This is a genomic window from Acidithiobacillus sp. IBUN Pt1247-S3, assembly GCF_041146875.1.
In the GTDB taxonomy this organism is placed as follows: Bacteria; Pseudomonadota; Gammaproteobacteria; order Acidithiobacillales; family Acidithiobacillaceae; genus Igneacidithiobacillus.
This window is the reverse complement of the sequence record NZ_JBFRXP010000012.1, coordinates 1-25,385: the sequence shown is the minus strand read 5'-3', so window position 1 is coordinate 25,385 and position 25,385 is coordinate 1. Positions and strand designations below refer to the sequence as shown.

Genomic DNA, 25,385 nt, shown 5'->3' with positions numbered 1-25,385 from the left:
ATGACAGTTTGGGCCTAGCTCAGCACGGCAAAATAGGCGGCATATAGCACGCCATTGAGCAGGAAATGCATTGGCCGCAGCTGCACGCCACGCCAAACGAGCAGCAACGTGTAGCCACCGGCGCAGAGCGTCAATGTGGCACCAAGCAATACTGGCGGGCTAGGGGTCCAGGGGGTTAGGGATACGCCAATGGCTGGCAACAGGGAACCTTGAAAGACCAAAGCGCCGGTAATGTTGCCAAAGGCCAACGTGTCCTTCTTGCGCCGTATCCACAAGATACTGTTGATTTTTTCTGGCAATTCAGTGGCCACAGGCACGATCAGTAAGGAAAGGATCAGGGCCGAGACTCCGAGCCAGGCGGATAGATGCTCAACGCCATGGACAAAAAGCTCGGCACCAAAAATGATGCCAGCGAGACCCAGCGCAAGCTGCAGGAAGACGACTGGCAGGGCATTGGGTAGACCAAGACGAGAAAGATACAGCGCTGCTTCCGCCTCGGTGGCGTGTCCGTCAGCGACCAGGGCGGCAGAGGCGCGAATGGTCAGCAGGACATAGAAAAAATAGAATAACACGAGTATTACGGCGATGGCGCTGCGCACGATAGCGGCTTGATGGGGAATGAACAGCGCTAGGGTAGCCAAGGCGAAGGCGGCCATGAACCAAGAAAGATCGCGGCGCAGCCCGCTACGCTCAGGCAATAGCTTGCCCCGCCAGCCCCGCTGCGCGGCGGCGAAAACGGACATCAAAAACAAGGTAAGGGTAGAAAGCATCATTGGCGCCCCAAGAATGGCGCCAACACCGACTTCCTCGCCAACCTCGGGGCTGGCCAGGCTGCTCGATGCAAAAACAGCCACCAGCGGGACCATGGTTTCCGGCAGGGCGGTGCCGACAGCGGCAAAGACGGAGCCAGTAACGCCCTCGGAGAGCCCCAGTCGGTCGCCCAGGTGCTCTAGTGAATTAGTGAACAGCTCAGCGGCTAGAAGGATGAGAGCGAGGGCGAAGAGAAGCTGAGCGATGTCCATGGTCAAGGTCTCGGTGGATTGGAAGTGCTAGGATAATCGGCGGATCGGATGGCGCCTAGTCCTTGCGCCTGCAAGATTTTTGCGCGAAGGTGAGTCCTTGTTGTTTGGGGGTGTTATGCAGGAGCTCTGTCATTTCTTTGACCGCAGTATTCACTATGTCGAGGCGGGAGAAGATTCCCCGGCGGTGTACTACATTGCCGACAAGGATGCTGGAGGCATTATCATCAATGCGCCACGTTATGATGCAGCAACCTGGCAGCAGTTAGAAACATTGGCGCCGCCTACTATCCTTTTTTTACCGAGTCGCTTCGGCGCACAGGACCTCCCCCAGTGGCAGGAGAAGGGGCTACGGCTGGTAGCCCAGCCGGTAGAAGGAAAGGCCCTGGGCATCGACCTCGATGTTGCGCTGGATAGCAAATTGCGACTCACGCGCACCATCGATTTCTTGCCCATGTCTGGCCGTACGGCAGGTTCTTGTGCACTGCGCTTGCGTAACAAACCTGGAGCCATCTTTTTCGGGCCCATCCTCGAGCCGGCTCAGTCGACGGGCTGGCCGAGTCTGGTACCGCACCCCGACGATCAATCTTGGGAAAATCGTCTTTTTGGTAGCCTGGGCCTACAAGATGTGGCCTTCGAATACGCCTTTTGTGATCGCTTTACCCCCGGGCAAACGCCTTTTGGTCCGGGTGCCGACGCGGGTATCGCGGCGGCGTTGCAGGAACTGTTGGCTGCTGACTGAATCATGCATAGACGCGAGATTTGGCGTATAGTGCGCACTCGCTTGCGTAGGGGGTAGGAATGGGACAGGAAAATATACAGCGTTTTGGCGATTTTGCCCTTGCCGAACCGCTCCAACGTGCTGTGGCCGAAATTGGCTACGAGCAGCCTTCACCCATTCAGGCCCAGAGCATCCCTCCACTGCTTGCTGGCCAAGACGTTATCGGTCTGGCACAGACCGGTACGGGCAAGACGGCCGCTTTCGCCCTGCCGTTGCTTAGCCGAGTGGATTGTTCGCAGCGCTTTCCGCAGGTCTTGGTGCTGGCGCCGACGCGCGAACTCGCCATCCAGGTGGCTGAGGCAATGCAGAGCTACGCCAAGTTCCTGCCTGGTTTTCATGTCTTGCCCATCTACGGCGGCCAGTCCATGGGCCTGCAGTTAAAACAACTGGCGCGTGGCGTGCAGGTGGTGGTGGGCACACCGGGGCGGATTCAAGACCATCTGCGTCGCCGCACCCTGCAGCTCGACCGCCTCCAGGCGGTGGTTTTGGATGAAGCCGATGAGATGCTGCGCATGGGCTTCATCGACGCCGTTGAGGACATCCTCCAGCATACCCCCGAGCAACGCCAGGTAGCACTGTTTTCCGCGACCATGCCCGAGGCGATCCATCGGATTGCGCGCACCTACCTGCGCGAGCCGGTAGAAATCAAGATCAAGAGCGCCACCAAAACGGTGTCTGCCATCCGCCAGCGCTATTGGCAAGTGAGTGGCACACACAAGCTCGATGCGCTGACACGCATTTTGGAAGTCGAAGACAGCAATGCCTGGATCATCTTCGTGCGGACCAAGACCGCCACGGTCGAGTTGGCCGAACGACTGGAGGCGCGTGGCTACGCTTGTGGTGCCCTCAACGGCGATATGAGTCAGGCGCTGCGCGAGCAGACTGTCGAACGCCTCAAGTCTGGCACCCTCGACATCGTCATCGCCACCGATGTCGCGGCGCGCGGCCTGGACGTCGAGCGTATTACTCACGTCATCAACTATGATATCCCCAACGATACCGAGGCCTATGTGCATCGTATTGGGCGCACCGGACGCGCCGGGCGCAAGGGCGAGGCGATCCTCTTTGTTGCCCCGCGTGAGCGCTATCTGCTCAAGGCCATTGAGCGGGCCACCGGACAGAGCATCGAAGCCATGCATTTGCCGAGCCTTGCGGATGTTGCGGATCGTCGCGTCGCGCAATTCAAAGAACAGCTCCTGGCGGTGATCGAGGGGGAGGACCTAGGACCCTTTGAATCGCTGATCGCCGAATATCAAGAAGAGCACGATATTGGCTTGGGCGAGATCGCCGCGGCCCTGGCCTTTTTGGTGCAGAAAGACAAGCCGCTATTGCCAGCACCGGAAACCCGCCCCTCCGCCGCACTGGATACAGCTGTTTCATCTCCCGCACGCCAACGTCGCGAGCGACGCGATAGCGATGGCGAGGCGAAAAAACGGGGGGAAAGGCCCCAGGCGGCACGGGAGTCCCGCCGCGAGTTCTCTGCTGGTGATAGCGATCCCAGCATGCGTATGTATCGCTTGGATGTTGGCGAGGAACACGGTGCGCAGGTGAAAAATATCGTTGGCGCCATTGCCAATGAGTCGGGTTTGCCGAGTCGCTTGATTCGCAAAGTACAGATCGCTAGTGATCACAGCGTGGTGGAATTACCTGCAGACCTGCACGGCTCGGTGATCGAGCATCTCAAGAAGACCTGGGTTTGTGGCCGCCCCCTGCAAATTCGCCCGCTGTCGTCCGGTGATGCGGGACGGGAGATGAAACCGCGCCGGCCAGCGGTAAAACGCAAGACGGATGCTAGTGAAGATCGGCGCGAGGCACGACCAAGTACGCGCAAGCGCGAGCGGCGGACATAAAAATACCGGCTCAGAAACCGGGCCGGTAAGTGTTTTCCCCGCAAGGGGGGAGGGCAGCTCACACTGCCCTGCGCGGGCTAATTAGGCCCGACGGACCTTTTCAGCCTGCAGACCCTTTGGGCCGCGAGTCACTTCAAAGTTGACGCGCTCGCCTTCCGCTAGGGTCTTGAAGCCTGAGCCTTCAATAGCGGAGTGATGCACGAAGACATCTTCCTTGCCATCTTCCGGCGTAATGAAACCAAACCCCTTGCTGTCGTTGAACCACTTTACCGTACCAACCGCCATGTTACACCCCAAATAAATAAAAACAGCCGAACTGGCCAAAGACAGTATAGGCCTTTCCGCGACAAAAGCAAAGGAGAGTAGGATAGTGCGCGGGTCTTGTGCTACTCTCTGGCGCGGAAAGACCATGATTGGAGTGAACAATGAAACGGCGTACAAAGTCGGCAGCAGTAATGGTGTTGATGTTCTCCGTGCTCGGCAGCTCTAGCGCCGCCTTGGCGCAGGATACAGCGCAGCAGAACCTCAAGGCGCCCCCTGAATCGGCAAGCAAAAAGGCAATTTTGCAGCAGAATACGGATTTTTTTTACGACCATATTACGCTGCAATCGAGCATGTCCTATGCGTACTCGGACCAGAATACGATCAATCTGAATGGTTTCCTCGCGCTTGGCGCAATTTTTCTCGGCAATATCAACGTGAGTAAGGTCAAGTCGAGTATTTTTACCTTCACGGAATCCGCTTATGTTCCGTTGGGACGGAAGTTACAATTGGTTCTCAACGTCCCGATGGTGTATCGCCAGAGCACATATGAGATTGGTGGGGCGGGCTATGCAAGCAACCAGTATAGTGAAGCCTCAGTGACCTCCAACGGCCCCCGATTGGGAGACATCAGTGTCGGCGCCTACTACCAATTACTCCAGGAATCAAAAAATTGGCCGACTTTGACGGCAAGTCTTTTACTTACCGCGCCCACCGGCATCAAGCCGTATGGTATCAAGGTATACCAACCGGACCCCAATAATACCAATCTGCAAGTACCTACCACGTTGCCGACGGGTAATGGCGTCTGGACGATTACGCCGGGTATTTCTTTTGTTTCCACCTCTGACCCCGCCATATTTTTCGGTAGTGCCAACTATTATTACAATTTGCCGCATAGTTTTTCAGACATCAGCACGACCTTGGGAGTGGTGCAGCCAGGTCAGGTACGCTTGGGCAATGCCTTTCAGTTCAGTATGGGGGTCGCTTATGCGCTCAACGATCGCCTTAGTGTAAGTACGTCTTTTGCCGATCGTCTACAGCAGCAAACCAGTATTCGTACCGACGGCGCGGCATGGACCCCTATTGTTGGCAGTGGCGCTAATGTCGGCGTTGCGAACTTCGGTTTGACCTATGCATTTACCCCATCGAGCTCCTTGATCATGAACCTCGGGATCGGTCTGACTTCAAGCGCGCCAAACTTTCAGCTTACGGCAACGATTCCCTACAACCTATAATCGTTTTGCCATTGGGAGCTATGCGCGGGCACAGCTCCTACCTATATAGCCCCATATTAAAACGGGATGGAAATCTCCCCCCCGAAATAACTGCGATGGTATCCCGGACCGCCACCATACGCATTGGCGATATTGCTATAACCACCGGTGAGGGAAACAGCACAGTAGGGGGCTACCAGGCCGGTTAGCGTGCCAAAATAATCCTGTACGCCAGAGGTGGCCCCATCAATAGTTTGCGAACCAAAACCCGAATAAAAGCGTAACGTCCAATAAGGCGAAAATTTTTGTACGTAGATGAGATAACCGATCGCTTCGCGATAATTCCGGGGATTGAAGTAGCCGCTATAGGGTACCGTGCTGCTGTGATATTGACGGTAATATCCTTGGATCCCGAGGCTGATCGGCCAGCGCCCAAGGCTGAGAAATTCTGGCGTTGCACGAATCACCACGCCATTGCGCTGGTTGTTATCGGAGAAAGACTGATGAAAATAGGTCGCGCTCAGAGTCCCAATGTCGCGCAAACGCCCAAAACCACCCAAACTTAAGGTATTGACGAGGATGTGATTTTGCACAGCAGTATAGGTACGGATGGGTTCACGGTCCGCGCCGGCGTCTATGCCCCAACTGTCGGAGGGTTGATATAAGGCGGCAGCATGGACGGTAGTGTACGTCCAGTTCCTGCTCGTACCTAGGCCACCGAGTATGCTGTAGTGCCAATCTCGGTTGGGTACTGCCGTCCAGCCAGCGCGAATGGCACTTAGACCCACTTGACCAGTGGGATCGGAGACTTGGGTTTGCTGGTAGCCGGCTTGCCAAAACGTTGGATTCAAATTTGCGGCGCTCAGCCAATGACCCGGCCATAGAGCATCAGCGGAATAGACCTGATTGATATTGCTATCGCTGTCGCTACTGTAGTGGAAACCCAAGCGCAGCTTGGGGCGCAGTGCAAAATCAACATAATTCTGGGTGATTTGATAAAGACGGGATTGCCAATCCGGTCCTTGGTAGATTCCCGTGGGGGCAGCCAGCGCTAGATCGTGCTTTGCCATCACATTCCAGTCAAGCAAATTGGCAGCAATGGCACTTTGTAAGGCGGCGGGTGCAGTGTGGCGGTATGGTTGCACTACATCATAGGCCTCGATAGGCCTGCCATTGGCGATCAAGGCGCGCGCCAGGCCAACACTGACCGCCTGGCGGTCGATGGGCTTTTTTGCCAAGGGAAGGGCCTGCGCGTAGGCGCGATATGCCTGATGATCGTTTCCCAGCCAGAGCGCGGCGTATCCTTTACCCGAAAGGGCTGCCAAGCGGTCAGGCTGATATTGATGTGGTGCTTGCTTGATACCCTGTAGGGCAGCATTGAAGTCCTGTAACGCGGCCTCTGGGTGATTTTGTTGCAGGGCGTGGCGCCCCGCACGTATCTGTGCTGCGGGATTGTCAGTATGCTCCGCGACGGCAAACTGACTGATAGCAAGTGCACAAAATCCTCCTGCTATGGCCAAAGTGCTCGTCTTCATTTGGTGCCCCAGGTTTTGCTGAGACGAAAAACCTCGGACGCATAGCCGGCGATAGATGCAGGACTCATGAGAAGCTGAGAAAAGAAGACATAGAGAAACATGCCCCGTAGATTACGCCGAATGCGCAATCCTCTCTCCTTAAACATTCTCCGCTGAACCAGGAAGATGACAGTGTTGTTTAATGCCGCGAGAGGGATGAGCAAGAGTGTAATGGGGCCGGCGATCAGCAAGAAGCCGAAAAACGCGGCGATGATGCCAGGCACAAAAAACAACATATAACTCAAGTCAATAAATGGAAATAGCAGGTTGATGAAAACGAATTGCAAGGTCAAGCGTGGCTGAATGAGGATGCGTGGATGTGCGCGAATAGCCTCGAACATACCGCGCGCCCAGCGTCTTCTCTGCTGGAACAGCTGCCGATAGCTTTCTGGTACGTTGGTGAACACCACGGCATTTTCGGCATACCCAATGCGATAGCCTTTGGTAAGCATACCCCAAGAAAGGACGATATCCTCACCAACCACGGGCGCCCATCCACCTAACTCCAACAGTATCGACTTTTCGTAGAGAGAAAAGGCCCCCTGGGCGACCAGTGTGCCCTGATACAGGCTCTGAACCCGTTTGACGATCGCGATCCCGTGAAAGTAGTCCCACTCCTGCAGGCGGGTAATCCAGTTTTTACGGGAATTCCGTACCGCAATCGCTCCGGCCACGGCAGCGGTATTGCTGGGATCGCTCAGGTAACGGCCGACGATAAATTTGATGGCGTTGTGGTAGAGATAGGTGTCGGCATCAATGGTGATGACCAAGCCATGTTGCGCGTGCTGTAGTCCAGCATTCAGCGCGCTTGCTTTGCCGCCATTGATGGGCTGACGAATGAGGCGCAGCGAGGGGTGGTCAAAGGCCTCTACCTGTGCCGCCGTTCCATCCTTGGATCCATCGTCAACCACAATGACCTCCAAGGCGCCTGGATATTCCTGCCTAAGGACCGACTTCAGCGTATCGGCAATCGCCAACTCTTCATTGTAAGCTGCAACCAGAACGGAAACGGCCGGATATTCTGTGATCTCCAAGATTTTGGGGCGGCGGTCCATCAGGGTGCTGAAGAGCACGAAGCCGGAAATATAACCAGGGAAGACGGCAACACCCAAGATAATCACGGCAGTGAGTATCGGACCAAGTACCAGGTCTAGGTTGTGAATCCAGGGGAGGGCTATCCAAAAACTAAACAGCACCCAAAGGAGCGCTCCAACTTGTGCGAGTATAAATTTCGCAAAAACAGGAAGATAACGAAACCACTTTAGCCCATGGCGCGCACTGTGCTGCTGCCCATTCTGCGGAGCTGTTTGCATCTCTCCTGGCGCTTCCTGGGCAGCATCTAGCGGTTGGTGATCAGCTAAGTCGGTATGAAATTGTTGTATAGTTTTCATTTTTCTTCCTTTGGCGGTTAATTATTCTTCTTATGTACACCCAGAATCATCACGGCATGCTGGGTGGCATAGCGCTTTGTAAAATGGACTGCATTTGCTGCTGGGAGATATTGTGTACGGCTCCCGTTTCCATCCCCAGTGTCATGTGCATGGTATTGCTAATCAAGTTGCCGTTGCTCGCAATTTGGGCGAGTTGGTAAGCACCGCCGGCACCGATTCCCTGCTGGACGGTATTGGCGCCATTATTGATGAGCATGGACAGCTGACCCGGTTGAACGGTCATAGTGACGTCACCCTGTTGGGTGGTTCCCGGCATCAGATTGGAACCAGTATGGGGTGTGCTGGGGGTACCGTTCACTACATTCAGCGTCATTGCGTTTTGTACGCCATTGCCTTGACCCGCAATCTGGATCCCCTGGGAAACTCCTTTGATGTTCGCAAGGCCGGCGCCATCAATGGCAGAACCGGGATTGCTGATTGTTGGTGGAAGTTGCCCATTGTGAACGGAATACGTGATGGTGGGAACGAATACATTGTTGCTACTGTTCAACGCGACATTCAAATTGCCTTGTAGGGCAGCATTGTTTCCCGGTGCTGTCCAATTGGTTTGCATCTGTACACCAAAATATACGATGTGACCGCCGATTACCCCTTTACCCACCATCTTCGCCAAGATCGGGTCCGGCACGACAGGTGCGGCCAAGTCGAAGGGGGCGGCGCTGGCATAGCCAGAAAAAACTGCGTAGCCGAATAGTGTTGTGATAATCATCAAACGAGCTTTTGTCTTGATGTTCATGATCATTCCCCGTCAAAAATAATTAACATTATCGTAACCAAAATGTACAGAATCCAACGGTACCTTGGGCAAGATGCCATGCAATATCCGCAGGGCACTTGGTGCTTCCGGAGGGGTTAATAATACGGAATGTGGATCAAAGCCCTTGCCAAACACGGCGAAAACGATCTTGTTCCAGTCCTGCAAAAAAACCTTCTTCGGCATGATGCGGTTGCCCAATGCAGGGTCCGCTAGATAAACCTTGTCTGTCGTGGTTTTTTCCAAAACGACGAAATGTTTGTATCCGTTCAAATCCAAGAGGACGATGATCGGAATGTGGATTTTTTCGAGTTGCGCAGGGGTAACCACATATCCCTGTGCCTGTAAGCCAATTTTATCCACATAGTTTTTCAGGTCGAGCATGGAAAAACCGACCTTCTCCACTTCAGCGGGATTGCTGACGGTAAACAGCCCTTTCATGACGGATTCTTCCGTCACGTCCCGGTTGAAGCCGTATTTCAGAATGGTGGCCAGCGAGGCTGCGCCACAGGAGAAGTCCGTATGTTGACGAACTACATGAATGAAATGCATGCCCACCATGCTACGTACGGGGACATGGATAACGCCGGCTCCGGGAATGACATTGCCAAAGGGCGCGGCGACCGATAGTTGACTACAAAAAAGCCCAGAAGCCATGGCGCCGATGATCATCCAGTTACGCAAGATCGATGGCATGTTCATATGGCCTCCGGGTCAGAAAAGTAAGATGTTGCCACCCCATTGCGGGATGGCAAAGAACCAGCGTATTACTGGCCGCTGGCGATCGCCAGGGTGTTGACCTGCTGATTGCCGTTGCCCGTAGCGACGTTCAGGCCAATGTTGCCAGAGGCGCCTGCCAAGGCGTTGCCGCTGACATTGCTGTTGTACATAGAACCCGTGGTCGAACCACCGTTGTAGTAGGCAACCTGCTCCACTGGCGCGGACGCGTTGGCCATCGTCTTGGGTGAAGCCATAGTTGCCATGGCCAGGCCATTTTCCTGCTGGTTCTGCGCACCCGCAGCGACGTTGATGCCGATATTACCGCTGGCATTCGCGCCTGCATTGCCGTTGACGGTAGCGCTGTCTTGCACATTCGTGTCCATGGTGCCGTTGTACAGAGACATCTGCGTCGCACCAGCGGTAGCGTCTGCATAATCAGTGCTATTCTGATACTTGTAGGTGTTGTTGCTGGCGCTCAGAGCGGTGTTGTTGCTCTGCTGGTTGCTGTTACCAGAAGCCATGTTAACACCGATGTTACCAGAGGCACCCTCAAGGGCGTTGCTACCCAAGCCAGCTGTGTTGTTGACATAGGACCAAGCCCACCAGAAGAAGGGGTTGCCCTGGGCAGTGCCGTCTGCGGCCAAGGTCTGGGTTGCGCCGACATTCGCCGTGCTGCCAATGGAATAGCCTTCGCTATCATTGTTGGCAGCCATGGCGATGGCAAGACTGTTGCTCTGCTGGTTGCTGATGCCAGCCGCTTCGTTGACGCCAATGTTGCCCGAGGCATTCTGCAACACGTTACCGTAGAGACCCGTCTCGTTGCTGGCACCGACCTCGTGGCCATAGTTCAAGTTGCTATAGTTCAGGTTGAGCATACTGGTCTGGCTGGCACCAACATAGGCGTTGGCGTAGTCCGAGTACTTGGCATAGGAGGCGGCAAGGTTGTTGCCTTGCTGATTGAAAATGCCGGAGGTCATGTTGACGCCGATATTGCCGCTCGCACCCTGCAAAGCGTTGCCGATGAAATCTACCGCGTTTGCGCCGTTCATGACTTGCCAAGCAAAGTCCAGAAGTTCGGTTTGGCTAGCATTGACGCTGGCATCGGATGCCGCGTAGTCGTCGACGTTAGTGTTAGAGGTCAAACTACCGGCATTGGCCTGTTGGTTCTGGGAGCCGGTGGCGATATTGAAACCGATGTTGCCACTGGCGTTCGCGCCCGCATTGTCGGACAACACAGCATTTCCGGTGGCATTAAACATGGATCCTTGTTCGTTCAAGGCACTAGCCTGATTGTTGCTTACAGCAGCGCCAGCGAAAGCGAACGGGGCCGCGCATAGAGCGGCAACGGCAAGGGCGATGGGGGTTAACTTGCGAACCGTGTTCATGGTAATCTCCTTAAGTGAGTAACTAGAAAGAACGTTGTGTCACTACTGCATCACTCCGGGAGCCACCCCGAGAGCGAAACTGTTTGCCGAGGCATTGCCTGAGCCGGAAGTCTGATTGACCTGGGCGATGCCGCCGGCGTTGTGGAAGGCAGTGGCTGCGACCGCGACCTGACTGCTATTTCCTCCTTGGGTGCTACTACTACTACTTGTGTCTCTGTGGACACTGGATAAACTTTGGGCAAGTGTCTGGTTCGATACCGGCTGAGCCGCGCCCATAACAATCTCGATGTGGTTTGCTTCGGCGTTACCCGCGCCAGCCGCTTGGTTGATCGACATCAGGCCGGTGGCGCCGTGAAAGGCGTTGCCCAGGATTTTCGCTTGCTGCTGGACGAAATTCGCGGATGGTGTGCCGCTGGCCTGTTGTTCTACACCTGATGTTGTGGCAACCCCTTGGCCATTGGGGCTCATGATGATGTTGGCAACATTGGCCTGAAGATTGTTGTTGCCGGCCGCCATGTTACTTTGCAGCGCCCCACGAACATTGCCCATAGCGTTGTCGGAAATGATGCTTTGCGCCGTATTGGGTAGGGGGAATGCCGCGGCAGTCCCGAGCGCCAGTAGGGCACTCATTCCAAGAATTCCGCTGAGTAGGTGATGATTGCGTAACATGGCTGCGTCCCTCAACGTGTACTCATCATGGTGTTGTTTTGCAGGTTCATGGAGCCAATCTGGATGTTATTCCCTTTGCCGCCTTTGCCGGGAAGCTCATCCCAGAGAACCACGCCGGGGTTGCCAGAATGCATTTTCGGAAGGTTGATTGGTTCACCCTTCCCGCATACCTTGGCGAGCATCTTCGTTTGTACAGGTTGGCCAAGATCTGGTGCCTTGTTGGCGAACGCTGGGCCGCTGAGAAAAGCGAGTAACATACCCATTAGGAGTATGGATCGCGTCCTGCGGACTCTCGCGCAATGTGCTTTCCTGATCATGGCCAATTCCCTCGAAACGTTGTGACGCTTGTTCCTAAGCAATAGGCGTGCCAATTTATAAAAACAATACAAAACAAGTAGATAACTTATTATCGCGGGGATCGCCCTATACGCTCTTTGTATTGCTGTTGTTACAGGATGGGGATACGGCAGACCCTGCCGGTATCCAGAGAAGAAGCATAATATTTTGTTTTTATGGATAAAATGTGGATATTTCGGGGTTTGTTACACGTTCGTAACAGTGTTTTGTAGGTGTTGGTAACAAGCTGATTGTTTTGCTGTTTGTGAACGTAACGCAGAAATGTGACGACTACTATCGATCCTTCTGCCCGGGCGGGGTAATGCCATGCTTTTCCATCAGTCGATAGAGGGAGACGCGCGATATCTGCAATAACTCTGCTGCACGTGTGATACTGCCGAGACTATGGGCGATAGCGGCCTTGATTGCGTCTCGCTCAGCGGCGTCGCGCGCCTCAATCAAGCTAATCCTGGCGCGTTGGTTTTGTCGTCGCTCCAGGCTGAGATCTTCGGCGTTGATAAGGATTTTGTCGCACATCACCATGGCGCGACGTACCCGATTGATCAGTTCGCGAATGTTTCCTGGCCAGGCGTAGCCATTCATGATTTGCATGGCATCTTCACTGAAACCTTTGACCCGTTGACCACGTTCGTCGGCAAAGCGATGAAACACATAATTGGCTAGTAGAGGAATATCTCCCTCGCGGGCGCGCAGGGGGGGCATGTGAATCTGTAGAACATTCAGGCGATAAAAGAGGTCCTGGCGAAAGCGTCCGCTCTTGATGGCCTCCTCTAGATTTACGTGGGTGGCCGCAAGAACGCGGACGTCCACGCGAATTTCCTCTCGGCCGCCGACGCGATGAATGGTTTGCTCTTGGAGGAAGCGGAGAAGGTTTACCTGTAAATCGAGCGGTAGGTCGCCAATCTCATCGAGAAATAACGTACCCCCATCAGCGGCTTGGATACGACCGATTTTCCTTTCCGTGGCGCCGGTGAATGCACCTTTCTCATGACCGAAAAGTTCCGACTGAATCAGGTTGGCAGGGAGCGCGCCACAGTTGACGGCGATGAAAGGCCCGCCTTTGCGAAAGGAGCGTTCGTGAATGGCCCTTGCCGTCAGCTCCTTTCCGGTACCACTCTCGCCAGTGACCAAGACGGGCGCATCTGTCGCGGCTACCTTACGAATGTCTTGATAGATTTTTTGCATCTGCTTGCTGGCGCCCACCATTTGATCTTCTGTAGTTACTAGGTCGGCATGCGGGTCTGCAGTGAAAAGGGCTTCGCGGGAGATCTCCGCCATACCCGCGGCGTGGCCTAACATGACGAGAAGACGCTGAGGGTCAATTGGTGTGGTGTGGTAGTCATAGAAAGCACTGCCGATCAGTTGCCGCACCGATAATTGGCTGAGGAGCTCTCGATCCACTAGTGCCAACCAACGGATGCTTTCATTTTGCGCAATCAATCGAAGAACATGCTTTTGCCACTTCGCTGCGTCCAATTCCTGCAGCACCAATATACCAACTGCGGGTTGCTGTTTGCGCAGTGCTGCTGACACTTCGTCAATGTGGCGAAACTGCAGGAGTTTCCACTCGTTTGTGCTGAGGATTTCTTGCGCGCGCGCGATAATCTCTTCGGGACCAAGGTACAAGGCGACGCGACGGAGGTTGCTAGACTGCACGATCTGTGTGTCTTCCACTGCTGCCATGTCTTCCCTCGTCTTAGAACTTTTCACTAGATTAGCCCGAGCTTGCACCAGATACAAACTTCTGTAGAGATCAGTACAACGGCACTAAAAATTCTGCGGGTCTACATCCAAGCTCCAGCGCACACGCCGAGCAGTTGGCAGATTGCCGAGCAGGCTGATGGCATTGGCGAGGAGGTGATGAAGGGCAGATCGGTTGGCGCCCTCGAGCCAGAGATAGGCGCGGTGAAAGCCGGCACGACGTTCGAGGAGCGCGGGTACCGGGCCACTGCAGTCCAGCTCTGTGGCAAAACAGCTACGCGCTGCACGTAAAAAGGCATAGACCGGTTCTGCCCGTTGTGCCTCGGCTTGGAGCAGGGCGAGGGCGCGAAACGGGGGCAGCCCCGCCTGCTGGCGTTCGCGCAGTAACTGGGTAGCAGCGGTCGCATAATCACCGTTTTGCAGTGCTAGCAATAACGGATGTTCGGGGAGATGGCTCTGCAGGATGACGCGCCCCGGCGCATCGCCACGACCAGCGCGCCCGGCCACCTGAATTACTGTTTGCGCCAAGCGCTCCGGCGCACGAAAGTCGGCGCTGTAGAGTCCTTGGTCCACATCTACAATCCCGACTAGGGTGACGTCTGGGAAATGATGTCCCTTGCTGAGCATTTGCGTGCCGAGGAGGATGGCAGGACGGGTGTGGAGGATCTCCTGCAGGCGTTCGGCTAGTTGCCGTGGGGTGTGCACCTCGTCGCGGTCGATGCGCAGGAGTGGGATGTTAGGAAAGCGTTCGCGGAGAAATTCCTCCAGGCTTTCGGTGCCCATACCAATGCCGGCAATTTCAGCGGCACCACAGCTCGGGCACTGTTCCGGTACAGGCGCCTCGAGTCCACAGTGATGGCAGCGTAGGCGCGCCTGACGGCGATGCCAAGTCAGTGGCGCGCTACAGCGTTGGCAATGTGGCACATGCCCGCAGGCACGGCAAAGCAGGGCCGGGGCAAAACCCCGTCGATTGAGGAAAAACAACGCCTGTTTACCGTTTGCGAGGGTTTCGCCGCAGGCACGCAGGAGCGAGGGGTCGAGTCCAGCCACCAGGCGTTTTTTGCGTAGGGGCAAGATCTCGATTGGGGGAATTTTCTGGGCGCTGGCGCGTTCGTGCAGGCGCAGGTCGGCAAAGCGACCGATCTGGCGATTATGCAGACTCTCTAGCGATGGCGTCGCTGAGCCCAGTACGATGGGAACATCCTCGAGTTGGGCGCGGCGCAGGGCCAAGTCGCGGGCAGAATAGAGCCAGCCACTGTGCTGTTTGTAAGACAGGTCGTGCTCTTCATCGACAATCAACAGCGCCGGGTGCAGGAGGGGAACAAAGAGTGCGGAGCGGGTACCGATGACGATGGAGATGCTCCCGCTGCGTGCCTGCGTCCAAACTCGCAAGCGTTCAGCATCGCCTTGCCCCGAGTGATAGACGGCAACCGCGTCTGCGCCAAAGCGGGCGGCGCAGCGTGCTTGGGTCTGGGTGATCAAGCCAATTTCTGGCACCAGAAACAGCACCTGTTTTCCCGACAAAACCAAGCGTTCCATGGCCTGCAGATAGACCTCGGTCTTGCCGCTGCTGGTAACGCCGTCGAGCAAAAAAGCTTGGAAACCGGTAGACGCTCGGAGAGCCATGACCGCTTGCGCCTGCTCCGGGCGCAGGGCGAGAGGAGCTTCCCGTAGCTGCAGTGGCTCCTGTGCTGCCTCTATCCAGCCAGCCGCAAGAAACTGTCGTAGGCGTTGCCGGTCGCTGCTATCCAATTCCGCCATGCGCACGTTGCCGTTGCCTAAGCGCTGCAAGAGGACCATTTGCCGTGCGCCTAGACCTCTTTCTGCAATGTTCGCATCAGCGATCAGACGCCAAGCTGTGGGCGCGAGGGAGGGTATCTGTTGCCCCTGGCAGAGCCGCGCGGGCAATGCGGCTTCCCAGACGGCGCCTAGAGGGTAGTGATAGTAGTTGCTGCCAAATCCCAGGAGGGCCTGCAAGCTGGCTGGCAGCAGTGGCTGTTCGTCGAGGATGCGGTGGATCCCTTTGACTGGGATGTCCTGGGGACAGGTTGCGGTACCAATGGCGATGGCAATGCGTTCGCCTCGCCCGAAGGGCACGCGAAGGCGGCATCCAGACTTCGGGAAAGGTGCATCGCAGCGGTAGCTAAAATGTTGCGGTAGCGGGCCGAGGATTGCGACTTCGATACAGTTTGTATCAATTGTCATAAGTTGCCCACAATTTCTGTGGATAAGTCTGTGAGTGAAATGGGTTCAACCTCGCAAAGGCTCTGAGCCATCTGCGTTTTTTCCCGATGCCTAAAAAACAGGCATACATAACATGTTGTTTTTTAATATTTTTTCTGGGCTGCATCCTAAGCCATTGATTCTTGCCAGCGAGCGTCAGTACATGGCTAGACTGTGTATAAGTAATCGTCGATTCTCGCCTCAAGCGTGGCCAAGAGTGGCCGCCAATCCCCAGAAAATCCATAGTCCCACCCAGTTGTTGTGGAGAAAGGCACGAAAGGCCTTGTCGCGATCGCCATCGAGAAGAGTTTGCTGGTAGACGAAGAGAATGGCAGCACCTACTAGGCTGAACCAGTATGGCCAAGCGAGTTTCAGGTCAAGACCAATGGCGAGCAAAATCGCCAGCATAACGACTTCAAGAAGAGCAATGGCCAGCCAGTCGAAACGTCCGAAGAGTATAGCGGTGGAACGAATGCCGGCACGCAGATCATCCGGCCGGTCGGCCATGGCATACGCGGTATCGTAGGCGATCACCCAACAGGCGTTGGCGAGCATTAGCCACCAAGCCAGCGCAGGGATGCGGTCTTGCACCGCGGCAAAGGCCATCGGGATGCCAAAAGAAAAGGCCAATCCTAAGAAAGCTTGGGGTAGATGCGTGAAGCGCTTGAAGAGCGGATAACTGGCACTGATGACGACGGCAAGCAGGGCGAGATAGAACACCAATCGATTCAGAAAGGGCAGCAGCGCTGCGGCTAACAGACAGAGAATGACGAAGAGCAATAACGCCTCGCGAGCGCGAATCCGCCCGCTCGCCAAAGGACGGTTGCAAGTGCGGGCGACCTGGCGGTCAAAGTCACGATCAAAATAATCGTTGATGACGCAACCAGCCGAACGCATTAGCCAGGTGCCCAGGGTGAAGATCAAAAACAGCGCCAACGGCGGCGTGCCGCGCGCGGCGATCCATAGCCCCCAATAGGTGGGCCACAGCAAAAGCAGGGTACCGATGGGGCGGTCGATACGCATCAGGGCCGCATAGGCCGCTAGGCGACTACGCCAGCTGATCTTCATCGGCCGCGCCCACGCCAGGCTGGCAAATCCAGTAGAAGGTGCTCCTCTACCCAAACGCGTCGCGGACCGCGTTGCAAGACCGAGCTGCGCCGCCAGCGCCGGTGTTGGCCAAACGCCGGGGTGACGCCAATCTGGATTGGGCTGCGGCGTAAGCGCCGATGGCGAAACAGGGTGTTACCAATGGGGCGGCTACCGTGGCGCGTGAGTGGCTGCAAACCCTGGCTGATGGCGCGTATCGGAAAACTGGAACGCGCCCAGATGGCTGGTTTTAAAGGGTCGGGTCCGTGCAATTCCACTTCCCGCCAATAGACCCAAGCGCCACGCGCCAGCCCCAGGGCACGCCGCTCTTCTGGCCGTGGGCGGGCCCGGCCGCAGCCGAGTACCCGCGCTTGCGGCCACTGCGGCGCTCCATAGGCGCGGCGCAGGGCCGCAGTGAGAGAGGCAGGAAGACAAAGCCAAGGCCAGAGTGCCCGGGCAGCGTGGGAGCGGCTGTGACGCGAAAGACTCATGGGCGGCCATGATCCGGTCTTTCCTGTGGGTGGTCAATCGCTGAATAAGAAGCAATCGACCCGCGCCGGTGGCAGGTTACGCCAGACGTAGCTGGCCCGTTTGTGGGTAAATCCGGTGTTCAGGCCCGTGCATGAGCTCAAGGGGTGGTAGGTGAACTGGATGAAGGCCGTACCGCGCCGTGCACATTTTGGGAATTCCGCCAGAATGCGCTCGACGATGACGGGCGGGATGGTGCGCAGCGGTAAACTAGAAACGATGGCACGCACCGGCAAGCGATCGGCAACCAATGTGGCCAATTCGGCGGCATCGCCATGGATAACTTTTACCCCGGAAAATTCTTGTTGCAGGTGCTGTACCATGTTGGCGGAGCGTTCGATGAGCACGAGATCCGACCTCGCAATGCCACCCTCGAGCAGGGCGCGGGTCACCGGGCCGAGCCCCGGCCCCAATTCAATCACTGCGCCCTCACCAGCAGGCACTAATCCTGCCATCCGCTTGGCGAGAAACGGCGAGCTGGGAAATAGCGCGCCAATGCCGCGGGGGTCGCGAAAAAATTCCCGGGTGAAGTTCCAGAATCCTGAATTTGTTCGAATTGTCGTCATGCTGCAATCTTCCTGTAGAGGGTGCGCAGTGTGTCTTGCTCCTGCGCCCCGGTATGCGGTACTTTCATTACTAAGGGTAGCAGGAAGAGGGAAGACGCGGCAGGGTTGCTATACTTTTTCAAAATGGGAAATTTTTTGGGTCATTAGCCTCCGGAGTTGCCAATATGTCCGAAGACGTCAGCGTTGCCAATTCACCGCGTTTCGTTAGCAATCTCACCAAGAATACCCTGGCCTTGGTGCTGGCAGGTGGGCGTGGCAGCCGCCTGGGACCACTGACGGATTGGCGTGCCAAGCCAGCGGTACCCTTCGGCGGAAAATTCCGCATCATTGATTTCTGTCTCTCCAATTGCATCAACTCCGGTATCCGCCGCGTTGGGGTGCTGACCCAATACAAGGCGCACAGCCTGATTCGACATCTGCAGCTTGGCTGGGGCTTTTTGCGTGGCGAATTCAGCGAATTCATCGAGCTCTTGCCGGCGCAACAGCGTATGAATACCGGTTGGTACAAGGGCACTGCCGATGCCATCTTTCAGAATATCGACATTCTTCGCGCGCACCGACCGCGTTACGTGATCGTCCTCGCCGGTGATCATATCTATCGTATGGATTATGGCCAGATGCTTGCCGAACATGTGCAAAGCCAGGCAGATATGAGTGTGGCCTGCATCGAGGTGCCGCTGCACGAGGCGCGCGCTTTTGGCGTGATGACGGTGAATCATGAAGACCGCATTATTGGTTTCAGCGAAAAACCCGACGACCCCAGTCCGCTGCCAGGTCATCCGGAGAAGGCGCTCGCGAGCATGGGTATCTATGTATTCAATACCGACTTCCTCTATGAACAGCTCATTCGCGATGCCGATGACCGACATTCCGATCATGATTTTGGCAAGGACCTGATCCCCTACATGGTTTCGCGCTATCGGGTGCTGGCGCATCGCTTTCGCCACAGCTGCGTAACCACAGGCATGGGCGGCTCCGACAGCCATCGCTGTTATTGGCGCGATGTGGGCACCATCGATGCCTACTGGGCCGCCAACATTGATCTTGTGCACGTAACCCCGGATCTCGACCTGTACGACAGTCGGTGGCCGATCTGGACCTACCAAGAACAACTGCCGCCAGCAAAGTTTGTCTTTGACGATGATGGTCGTCGCGGCATGGCCCTTGACAGTATCGTTTCGGGTGGTTGCATCATCAGTGGCGCAACGGTACGCCGTTCGCTGCTTTTCTCCAATGTGCGGGTCAATGACGGTCATACCCTGATCGAAGATTCGGTCATCCTGCCCAACGTGCGTCTGGGTGAGGGCGCACGGCTGCGTAAGGTGGTAGTCGACAAGGGCACGGTAGTCCCGGCCGGTTTGGTAGTAGGCGAGGACCCCGAGGAGGACGCTCGGCGTTTTCATCGCACTCCCAATGGCGTGACCCTGATCACGCCGGAATCTCTTGGGCAGCAGTTACACTTTGTGAGGTGATCTCATGGTGCCGGCACGCTCACTACACGTCGTATTCTGCTGGCATATGCATCAGCCAGACTATCGTGATGCCCAGGGCGAGTATCGGTTTCCGTGGACCTATCTGCATGCCTGCAAAGACTATGTCGATATGATTTCGCACCTGGAAGAGAATCCCCTGGCGCGGGCGGTGTTCAACTTTGTCCCGGTGCTCGTCGAACAGCTCGATGACTATTCCGAGCAATTTCGCAGTCGCCAATTTCGCGACCCGCTACTGCTGGCACTGGCGACCCCTGATCTCAAGACCCTGGATGTAGGATTGCGCCACGGCTTGCTCGAACAGTGCTTTCGTCTTGATCCCGAGCATATGCTCAACCCCTTCCCCGCCTATCGGCGCCTCTACGACCTTTGGCGGTTCATTCGCCAGGATGCCGCGGAGATGGGCGATTATCTCTCGGTGCAATATCTGGCCGATCTCCTGGTCTGGTACCACTTGGCCTGGACGGGTGAGACCCTGCGCCGACGCAGCGTACCGATTCAGGAGCTCATGGCCAAAGGTAGTGGCTTCAGCTTTGCTGATCGTACGGCGTTGCTTGATTGCTTGGGAACGACGATTACGGGCCTTTTGCCGCGCTACCAAACCCTGGCGCAGGCGGGGCAGATCGAGATCTCGAGTACCCCCTATCAGCACCCTATCGCCCCGTTGCTGCTTGATTTTCAGGCCGCGCGCGACGGATTGCCCGATGCGCCATTGCCAGAAAGCCCGCAGTACCCAGGGGGAGAAGAGCGGGTGCGGTGGCAATTGCGGCGTGCGCTAGACAGCCATCAGCGTCATTTTGGTCGGGCGGCGCAGGGAATCTGGCCAGCCGAGGGCGGGGTGTCGGCGGATTTTGCCAAACTGTTAGGAGAAGAGGGTGTGCAATGGACTGCCTCGGGAGAAGGTGTCCTGGGCCGTAGTCTGTTTCACTCTTTCCCGGATTCCTCGCCCGCTGGTGGGCGCGCGGACTACCTCTATCATGCTTATCGCCTGGCAGGACAAGGGCCACATCTGTTCTTTCGTGACGATGCCCTTTCCGACCGTATTGGCTTTGACTACAAGACTTGGTCGGGACATGACGCCGCCACGGACTTTATCCAGCGCTTGGAAGGGATCTGGCGCGACACCGAGGGTCAGCAGGCACCGATAGTTAGCGTTATTCTCGATGGTGAAAACGCCTGGGAATATTACCCCTACAACGGCTATTATTTTCTCGGAGAGCTATACCGGGCCTTGAGTAATCATCCGCATTTACAGCTCTGTACCTTTGCTGATTATGTGCGAGACCATGGAGATAAGGCGCATACGCTGCCAGTACTCGCTTCGGGTAGTTGGGTATACGGAAATTTCAGCACCTGGATTGGCGACCCGGCCAAAAACCGCGCTTGGGATCTGCTTTGCCATGCCAAGGTCGCAGTGGACGAAAAGATCGGTAGCTTCGCTGCCGAACGCCAGGAACAGATTCGCCAACAACTCGCTCGCTGTGAGGGCTCGGACTGGTTCTGGTGGTTTGGTGACTATAATCCGGGTGATGCCGTACGCGATTTCGATGGCCTGTACCGCGATCATCTGCGGCAACTTTACACTCTGCTGGAGCAAGCTGCGCCAGCGGAACTCGATCAAGCCATCAGCCACGGAGGCGGTAGCGCCGAGGCCGGTGGTACCATGCGCCGCGGTCACGCCGAAGGAACCTGACAGATGCCCGATGCCCTGCCCCTTCTTTTTGGAGTCCATGCCCATCAACCCATTGGAAATTTTCCTGAGGTCGTAGACGACGCGGTACAGCGTTGTTATCACCCGTTTTTGCAGGTTGTCGATCGCTACCCTGACTTTGTCTTTGCCTTCCATAGCAGCGGTTGGTTGCTCGCCTACATTGCCGAACATCATCCCGAGACCATGGAGCTGCTGCGTGCCATGGTGGCACGCGGTCAGGTAGAGTTGGTAGGTGCGGGCGACACGGAACCGGTGTTAGCAGCCATTCCTTATATCGACCGCATGGAACAGTTGCAGTCCATGAGTAATCGCCTGCAGGAGGATTTCGGGCAGCGCCCGGAAGGGGCATGGCTGACAGAGCGCGTTTGGGATCCATCGGTGGTACCGGCCCTGGTCGATTCCGCTATTCGCTATGTGGTAGTTGATGATTACCACTTCCTCTGCGCGGGACTAGAAAGAGCAGATCTGGGTAGTTTTTTTCGCACGGAGGAAAATGGGCAGGCCATTGATGTCTTCCCCATCTCCGAGGCGTTGCGCTACCGTCTGCCCTTTTCTGAAGTGGCGGATGCCATTGCCTTCTTGCATGAGCAGGGGGTGCAACAACCGGGCAGTGCGGCGATCTACTTCGACGACATCGAAAAGTTTGGCCTTTGGCCAGAGACCTACAACTGGGTTTACGAACGTGGTTGGCTGGCGCAGTTCATCGAGGCTGTGCTCGCCTCCGAGCAGATCGTGCCACAGCACTTTGCCAGCTATCGCAAGGCGCGGCGCCCGCGCGGCATGATCTACCTGCCGACGGTGTCCTACAGTGAGATGAATGAATGGACCCTAAGCCCCAATGTGGCGCGCGAGTACGAACATTTCTTGCAGCAGGAATCCGACGCGGGCCGCCTGGATGCGCGCAAGGCCCTGATTCGGGGGGGTATCTGGAAAGGATTCTTGCATCGTTATCCCGAATCCAATTGGATGCACAAACGCATGTTGCAGTTGTCAGCCCGTTTCCATGCCCTGCCCAAACGCCTGCAGAGTGATGCCCTGCGTGCCGACCTGCACGCGGCGCAAGCAAACGATGCCTACTGGCATGGACTCTTTGGCGGAATTTATCTGCCGCATCTGCGCCGTGCCGTACATCATCACCTGACGCGACTGGAGGCAGGGCTCGATCATCTGCGCAAACGACTAGGGTTATACTGGGATGATGTCGACCTCGATGGCCGCGAAGAATGCTTCTATCACAGTGCCGAGATGCAAGTCGTTATCCATCTTCCCTATGCCAGCATCCAGGAGTGGAACCACTACCCCTGCGAGCACGATCTAGGTGATACCTTGGCACGCCGCGACGAGGCGTACTACGATAAAATTCGCCAAGGCGAGCGTTCGACAGATAGCGAGAGTGGCAGCGGTGGCATCAGCTCCGCCCATGATCGTGTGAGCTTCAAAACCGCCATACACGCCGAAGATTTGGTTTTTGATGACTTTCCCTGTCAAAGTTTTGTTGATCGCTTGGCGGGAGAGGTGTTGCAATATCAAGCGATTGATGGGGCGAATCCGCCACGATTTGTAGCGACGCAGGAAGCATGGAAGATAGAGAAATTGTTTGTTTTGAAAAAGAGTCTACTTTCTCTGCATTATTCTGCAAATGGCAAGAGTGATCGGGCAAGTGAATTCTCCACGCGAATCTTTCTTGCCATGCCGAGTTGCGATGGCCCGGCGGGCTGTTTGTCGGTCGATGGCGCTGTTCTGGGTGGCTTTGCGGCGGAGCTGTCTGGCGAGTCACGGGAGTTTCGTCTGGACGACGCAGTTCTCGGTGGCAGTGTCGAGATTCAGCTGGATGGCCAGACGCGCTGGCGGGCTTGGCCGCACCGTACGGTATCACAGTCCGAGGCGGGCTTTGAAAAAATTATGCAGGCTTGGGTGCTGGAATTGACCTGGCCTCTGCTTGGCGATGGTTTTGCAGAATCTATACAAGTCAAGGTGGTACAGTCATGAGTTCTCTGTACCTGGGCGTGGATGTTGGTGGTACCAACCTGCGCTTTGGGGTTTTTGATGCAGCGCAGTGCATAGCGAGCTACCGCACGGCAATGAACCTGCGCGAGCGTTGTGCCCAAGCGGGAGAGGCCGCGGCGGCGCAACAATTGGTGCTAGAAGCACTGGCCGGTGGTTACCACCGCCTACGTCAGCAGTGTCCGCAGATTGATGGTATCGGCGTTGCTTTCCCTGGTTTTGTTACCGCCGATGGGGTGCTGCGCCAGTCTCCCAACATCCCGCATCTGGAAGATTTTGCTTTGGAGTCGGCGCTGACTGAGGCGCTACAGGTACCCGTGGTGCTGGAAAATGACGCCAATGCAGCAGCCTTTGGCGAATTCTGGTCGCTACGCCAAGAGCGGCCCGATGCCACCTCGCTGATCTATGTGGGGCTAGGCACGGGCGTTGGTGGCGGTTGGATTCAGGGCGGGCGCCCCTGGCGGGGTGAAGATGGTGCAGCCATGGAGATTGGGCATCTTACCGTAGTTCCGGGCGGACGCCGCTGCGGCTGTGGCAACCAGGGTTGTTTAGAACAATATGCGTCGGCACAGGGGCTGATCTCCAGCTATCTGGAAACTACCGGAATGAATGCCGATCCCAAGATCATTGCGCAACTCGCACAGGACGAAAATCCTGCTGCTTTGCGTGCTTTCCAGACCTTGGCGGAGCATCTCGGGCAAGCCCTGGCGCATGTGATCAAGGTGCTGGATTGTCGCCAGATTCGCGTTGGCGGGGGTTTGAGTGCAGCTTGGGATTGCTTTGGCGAAGAGCTGCGCACGCAATTGCGAAGCAATATGATTCCTGCTTTGCAGGACACCGTAGAGATCGCCGCTGGAAATGGCGACGACGAAGCTGGGGTGCGCGGCGCTGCCCTGCTCGCCCGAGAAGTGCTGTCGGCTTGATGCGGGTGGGAATTTTTGACTCGGGCCTGGGCGGTCTGAGTACGTGGCTGGCCTGTACCCGTTATCTCCCCAACGCGGAATATTTTTTCTTTGCCGATACCGCCAACGCTCCCTATGGTGATCGCACGGCAGAAGAGGTACGGGCATTCACGCAGGCAGCTTGCCAGCATTTCCTCCAGTTAGACGTGGATGCCTTGGTGATCGCTTGCAATACCGCCACCAGCGCTGCCGTAGCGCCCCTGCGCGAGCAAGCGCCCATGCCGGTAATTGGCATCGAACCCGCCATTAAGCTTGCCTTGCAAGAGAGCGCAGGCGAGGTACTCTTGTTGGCCACCGAGTTGACGGTACACGGTGCCAAACTGGAGCACCTTTTGCGCGGTTGCGACGTTGAGCAGCGGGTGCGGGCGTTAGCCTGCTCTGGTTGGATGGAAATCATCGAGAGGCAAGCAAACGACTGGCGCGCGCATGCCCAAGATTATTGGTACGAACGTATCGCGCCACAACTGGGATCTGCGCAAGCCTTGGTCTTGGGTTGCACCCACTACTGCTGGTTACGCGAGGAAATCTCCGCGTGGTCTGGAGGAAAGACTATTTTTGATGGGAACGATGGCGTGGCGCGGCAGCTCTATCGTCTCCTGCTGCGGCGCGAGCCGCTTACACCTCCCGACAGAAAACTCGGCCCGCTGGTCCTGCACTTTGCTGCCTCCGCTGCGGCGGCCAGTAAAATGGCTGCAGCAGAGAGGCTCTTGCGCGGTATGGGTGTGCAGGCTCGTATCCTGCCCTTTTAGTTGAGGGTGATGCCGTTTTTGCCCAGGGTTACGTCGTATTTTTTTGCCTGCGCCTCGCCTTGGGCGTAAGAGAGCTTGGCCAACTCTTCCGCATGCTGCGCCTTGGCTACGGCCGCATCATATTTGCCACCCTTTTCTGCGGCCTCGGCTTCCTTGAGCAACTTGGGAGTGGCCAGCCATTGGTAGTGAATGCTCTCGGCCTTGGCCATGGCGGTCTTTGCGGCACTAACAGGCTGCTGAAAAAGTCCGTGGTATAATTGCCGGAACAGGGCACGGAGGGATTCGATCATGCGTGGAGCCAAGGTAGAGATGGGTGCGATGTTCAGT

Annotated in this window: 23 protein-coding genes; 8 read left to right on the top strand and 15 right to left on the bottom strand. The window is 56.3% G+C overall.

Translation table 11 applies throughout. From position 1 onward, the window contains the following. Window positions 1–14: 14 nt before the first annotated feature. The gene (locus tag AB4090_RS09645) at window positions 15–1,022 is read right to left on the bottom strand and encodes a sodium:calcium antiporter (RefSeq protein ID WP_369573713.1); all 1,008 of its coding nucleotides are present in this window, start codon (window positions 1,020–1,022) and stop codon (window positions 15–17) included. A 100-nt stretch (window positions 1,023–1,122) separates the two neighbouring features. On the opposite strand from AB4090_RS09645, the gene AB4090_RS09640 reads away from it, so the two are divergent. Both AB4090_RS09640 and AB4090_RS09635 read left to right on the top strand, forming a co-directional pair. After that, window positions 1,123–1,761 carry a hypothetical protein gene (locus AB4090_RS09640; RefSeq protein WP_369573659.1) on the top strand — a complete coding sequence of 213 codons (639 nt, stop codon included), beginning with the start codon at window positions 1,123–1,125 and terminating at the stop codon, window positions 1,759–1,761. Window positions 1,762–1,820: 59 nt separating this feature from the next. Next, entirely contained in the window at window positions 1,821–3,650 is a 1,830-nt protein-coding gene (locus tag AB4090_RS09635; protein WP_369573658.1) for a DEAD/DEAH box helicase, read from the top strand. An 81-nt stretch (window positions 3,651–3,731) separates the two neighbouring features. Here AB4090_RS09635 and AB4090_RS09630 read toward each other — a convergent pair whose 3' ends face one another. Next, window positions 3,732–3,935 carry a cold-shock protein gene (locus AB4090_RS09630; RefSeq protein ID WP_163098445.1) on the bottom strand — a complete coding sequence of 68 codons (204 nt, stop codon included), beginning with the start codon at window positions 3,933–3,935 and terminating at the stop codon, window positions 3,732–3,734. Window positions 3,936–4,075: 140 nt separating this feature from the next. On the opposite strand from AB4090_RS09630, the gene AB4090_RS09625 reads away from it, so the two are divergent. Next, a complete protein-coding gene (locus AB4090_RS09625) occupies window positions 4,076–5,149 on the top strand; it encodes a transporter (protein WP_369573657.1) in 1,074 nt (357 codons plus the stop codon). Window positions 5,150–5,205: 56 nt separating this feature from the next. Here AB4090_RS09625 and AB4090_RS09620 read toward each other — a convergent pair whose 3' ends face one another. The 12 genes from AB4090_RS09620 to AB4090_RS09565 all read right to left on the bottom strand — a co-directional run bounded on the left by AB4090_RS09620 (window position 5,206) and on the right by AB4090_RS09565 (window position 18,142). Further along, entirely contained in the window at window positions 5,206–6,663 is a 1,458-nt protein-coding gene (locus AB4090_RS09620; protein WP_369573656.1) for a tetratricopeptide repeat protein, read from the bottom strand. Beyond that, on the bottom strand, window positions 6,660–8,093 hold the full coding sequence (locus AB4090_RS09615) for a glycosyltransferase family 2 protein (protein ID WP_369573655.1): 1,434 nt from the start codon (window positions 8,091–8,093) through the stop codon (window positions 6,660–6,662). Before AB4090_RS09615 ends, AB4090_RS09620 begins: the two co-directional genes overlap by 4 nt. 49 nt (window positions 8,094–8,142) lie before the next feature. Continuing rightward, the gene (locus AB4090_RS09610; protein ID WP_369573654.1) at window positions 8,143–8,889 is read right to left on the bottom strand and encodes a hypothetical protein; all 747 of its coding nucleotides are present in this window, start codon (window positions 8,887–8,889) and stop codon (window positions 8,143–8,145) included. Between the two features lie 12 nt (window positions 8,890–8,901). Next, window positions 8,902–9,579 (bottom strand): C39 family peptidase, encoded by a 678-nt coding sequence (locus AB4090_RS09605; protein WP_369573653.1) that lies wholly within the window; start codon window positions 9,577–9,579, stop codon window positions 8,902–8,904. 95 nt (window positions 9,580–9,674) lie between these two features. Beyond that, window positions 9,675–11,012 carry a hypothetical protein gene (locus AB4090_RS09600; protein ID WP_369573652.1) on the bottom strand — a complete coding sequence of 446 codons (1,338 nt, stop codon included), beginning with the start codon at window positions 11,010–11,012 and terminating at the stop codon, window positions 9,675–9,677. Window positions 11,013–11,054: 42 nt separating this feature from the next. Beyond that, window positions 11,055–11,642 (bottom strand): hypothetical protein, encoded by a 588-nt coding sequence (locus tag AB4090_RS09595; protein WP_369573651.1) that lies wholly within the window; start codon window positions 11,640–11,642, stop codon window positions 11,055–11,057. A 50-nt stretch (window positions 11,643–11,692) separates the two neighbouring features. Then, the gene (locus tag AB4090_RS09590) at window positions 11,693–11,815 is read right to left on the bottom strand and encodes a hypothetical protein (RefSeq protein WP_369573650.1); all 123 of its coding nucleotides are present in this window, start codon (window positions 11,813–11,815) and stop codon (window positions 11,693–11,695) included. Between the two features lie 496 nt (window positions 11,816–12,311). Further along, complete coding sequence (locus AB4090_RS09585; RefSeq protein ID WP_369573649.1) at window positions 12,312–13,721, bottom strand: sigma 54-interacting transcriptional regulator; 1,410 nt, start codon at window positions 13,719–13,721, stop codon at window positions 12,312–12,314. Window positions 13,722–13,805: 84 nt separating this feature from the next. Then, entirely contained in the window at window positions 13,806–15,944 is a 2,139-nt protein-coding gene (locus AB4090_RS09580) for a primosomal protein N' (protein WP_369573648.1), read from the bottom strand. A 219-nt stretch (window positions 15,945–16,163) separates the two neighbouring features. After that, window positions 16,164–17,030 (bottom strand): 4-hydroxybenzoate octaprenyltransferase, encoded by an 867-nt coding sequence (ubiA, locus tag AB4090_RS09575; protein WP_369573647.1) that lies wholly within the window; start codon window positions 17,028–17,030, stop codon window positions 16,164–16,166. After that, on the bottom strand, window positions 17,027–17,539 hold the full coding sequence (locus AB4090_RS09570; RefSeq protein ID WP_369573646.1) for a chorismate lyase: 513 nt from the start codon (window positions 17,537–17,539) through the stop codon (window positions 17,027–17,029). The genes ubiA and AB4090_RS09570 overlap by 4 nt, the downstream gene beginning before the upstream one ends. A 33-nt stretch (window positions 17,540–17,572) precedes the next feature. Beyond that, window positions 17,573–18,142 (bottom strand): class I SAM-dependent methyltransferase, encoded by a 570-nt coding sequence (locus AB4090_RS09565; RefSeq protein WP_369573645.1) that lies wholly within the window; start codon window positions 18,140–18,142, stop codon window positions 17,573–17,575. A gap of 164 nt (window positions 18,143–18,306) precedes the next feature. On the opposite strand from AB4090_RS09565, the gene glgC reads away from it, so the two are divergent. From glgC to murI, 5 genes are read left to right on the top strand one after another with little or no spacing between them, the layout of a single operon-like run. After that, on the top strand, window positions 18,307–19,614 hold the full coding sequence (glgC, locus tag AB4090_RS09560; RefSeq protein ID WP_369573644.1) for a glucose-1-phosphate adenylyltransferase: 1,308 nt from the start codon (window positions 18,307–18,309) through the stop codon (window positions 19,612–19,614). 4 nt (window positions 19,615–19,618) lie between these two features. After that, on the top strand, window positions 19,619–21,325 hold the full coding sequence (locus AB4090_RS09555; RefSeq protein WP_369573643.1) for a glycoside hydrolase: 1,707 nt from the start codon (window positions 19,619–19,621) through the stop codon (window positions 21,323–21,325). Window positions 21,326–21,328: 3 nt separating this feature from the next. Further along, window positions 21,329–23,332, top strand: coding sequence for an alpha-amylase/4-alpha-glucanotransferase domain-containing protein (locus tag AB4090_RS09550; RefSeq protein WP_369573642.1), 2,004 nt, complete (start codon window positions 21,329–21,331; stop codon window positions 23,330–23,332). Beyond that, window positions 23,329–24,270, top strand: coding sequence for an ROK family protein (locus AB4090_RS09545; protein ID WP_369573641.1), 942 nt, complete (start codon window positions 23,329–23,331; stop codon window positions 24,268–24,270). The genes AB4090_RS09550 and AB4090_RS09545 overlap by 4 nt, the downstream gene beginning before the upstream one ends. After that, window positions 24,270–25,058 carry a glutamate racemase gene (murI, locus tag AB4090_RS09540; RefSeq protein ID WP_369573640.1) on the top strand — a complete coding sequence of 263 codons (789 nt, stop codon included), beginning with the start codon at window positions 24,270–24,272 and terminating at the stop codon, window positions 25,056–25,058. Before AB4090_RS09545 ends, murI begins: the two co-directional genes overlap by 1 nt. Here murI and AB4090_RS09535 read toward each other — a convergent pair. Beyond that, on the bottom strand, window positions 25,055–25,348 hold the full coding sequence (locus AB4090_RS09535; protein ID WP_369573712.1) for a hypothetical protein: 294 nt from the start codon (window positions 25,346–25,348) through the stop codon (window positions 25,055–25,057). The genes murI and AB4090_RS09535 overlap by 4 nt on opposite strands. Window positions 25,349–25,385: the final 37 nt, after the last annotated feature.

Bases quoted from the DNA above. Each gene is read 5' to 3' on its own strand.
- AB4090_RS09550 (WP_369573642.1), top strand. From the start codon at position 21,329: ATGCCCGATGCCCTGCCCCTTCTTTTTGGAGTCCATGCCCATCAACCC.
- AB4090_RS09570 (WP_369573646.1), bottom strand. From the start codon at position 17,539: ATGAGTCTTTCGCGTCACAGCCGCTCCCACGCTGCCCGGGCACTCTGG.
- AB4090_RS09580 (WP_369573648.1), bottom strand. From the start codon at position 15,944: ATGACAATTGATACAAACTGTATCGAAGTCGCAATCCTCGGCCCGCTA.
- AB4090_RS09620 (WP_369573656.1), bottom strand. From the start codon at position 6,663: ATGAAGACGAGCACTTTGGCCATAGCAGGAGGATTTTGTGCACTTGCT.
- ubiA (WP_369573647.1), bottom strand. From the start codon at position 17,030: ATGAAGATCAGCTGGCGTAGTCGCCTAGCGGCCTATGCGGCCCTGATG.
- AB4090_RS09605 (WP_369573653.1), bottom strand. From the start codon at position 9,579: ATGATCATCGGCGCCATGGCTTCTGGGCTTTTTTGTAGTCAACTATCG.
- AB4090_RS09630 (WP_163098445.1), bottom strand. From the start codon at position 3,935: ATGGCGGTTGGTACGGTAAAGTGGTTCAACGACAGCAAGGGGTTTGGT.
- AB4090_RS09535 (WP_369573712.1), bottom strand. From the start codon at position 25,348: ATGATCGAATCCCTCCGTGCCCTGTTCCGGCAATTATACCACGGACTT.
- AB4090_RS09600 (WP_369573652.1), bottom strand. From the start codon at position 11,012: ATGAACACGGTTCGCAAGTTAACCCCCATCGCCCTTGCCGTTGCCGCT.
- AB4090_RS09555 (WP_369573643.1), top strand. From the start codon at position 19,619: ATGGTGCCGGCACGCTCACTACACGTCGTATTCTGCTGGCATATGCAT.
- AB4090_RS09635 (WP_369573658.1), top strand. From the start codon at position 1,821: ATGGGACAGGAAAATATACAGCGTTTTGGCGATTTTGCCCTTGCCGAA.
- AB4090_RS09565 (WP_369573645.1), bottom strand. From the start codon at position 18,142: ATGACGACAATTCGAACAAATTCAGGATTCTGGAACTTCACCCGGGAA.
- AB4090_RS09545 (WP_369573641.1), top strand. From the start codon at position 23,329: ATGAGTTCTCTGTACCTGGGCGTGGATGTTGGTGGTACCAACCTGCGC.
- AB4090_RS09595 (WP_369573651.1), bottom strand. From the start codon at position 11,642: ATGAGTGCCCTACTGGCGCTCGGGACTGCCGCGGCATTCCCCCTACCC.
- AB4090_RS09625 (WP_369573657.1), top strand. From the start codon at position 4,076: ATGAAACGGCGTACAAAGTCGGCAGCAGTAATGGTGTTGATGTTCTCC.
- murI (WP_369573640.1), top strand. From the start codon at position 24,270: ATGCGGGTGGGAATTTTTGACTCGGGCCTGGGCGGTCTGAGTACGTGG.
- AB4090_RS09610 (WP_369573654.1), bottom strand. From the start codon at position 8,889: ATGAACATCAAGACAAAAGCTCGTTTGATGATTATCACAACACTATTC.
- AB4090_RS09590 (WP_369573650.1), bottom strand. From the start codon at position 11,815: ATGCATTCTGGCAACCCCGGCGTGGTTCTCTGGGATGAGCTTCCCGGC.
- glgC (WP_369573644.1), top strand. From the start codon at position 18,307: ATGTCCGAAGACGTCAGCGTTGCCAATTCACCGCGTTTCGTTAGCAAT.
- AB4090_RS09645 (WP_369573713.1), bottom strand. From the start codon at position 1,022: ATGGACATCGCTCAGCTTCTCTTCGCCCTCGCTCTCATCCTTCTAGCC.
- AB4090_RS09585 (WP_369573649.1), bottom strand. From the start codon at position 13,721: ATGGCAGCAGTGGAAGACACACAGATCGTGCAGTCTAGCAACCTCCGT.
- AB4090_RS09615 (WP_369573655.1), bottom strand. From the start codon at position 8,093: ATGAAAACTATACAACAATTTCATACCGACTTAGCTGATCACCAACCG.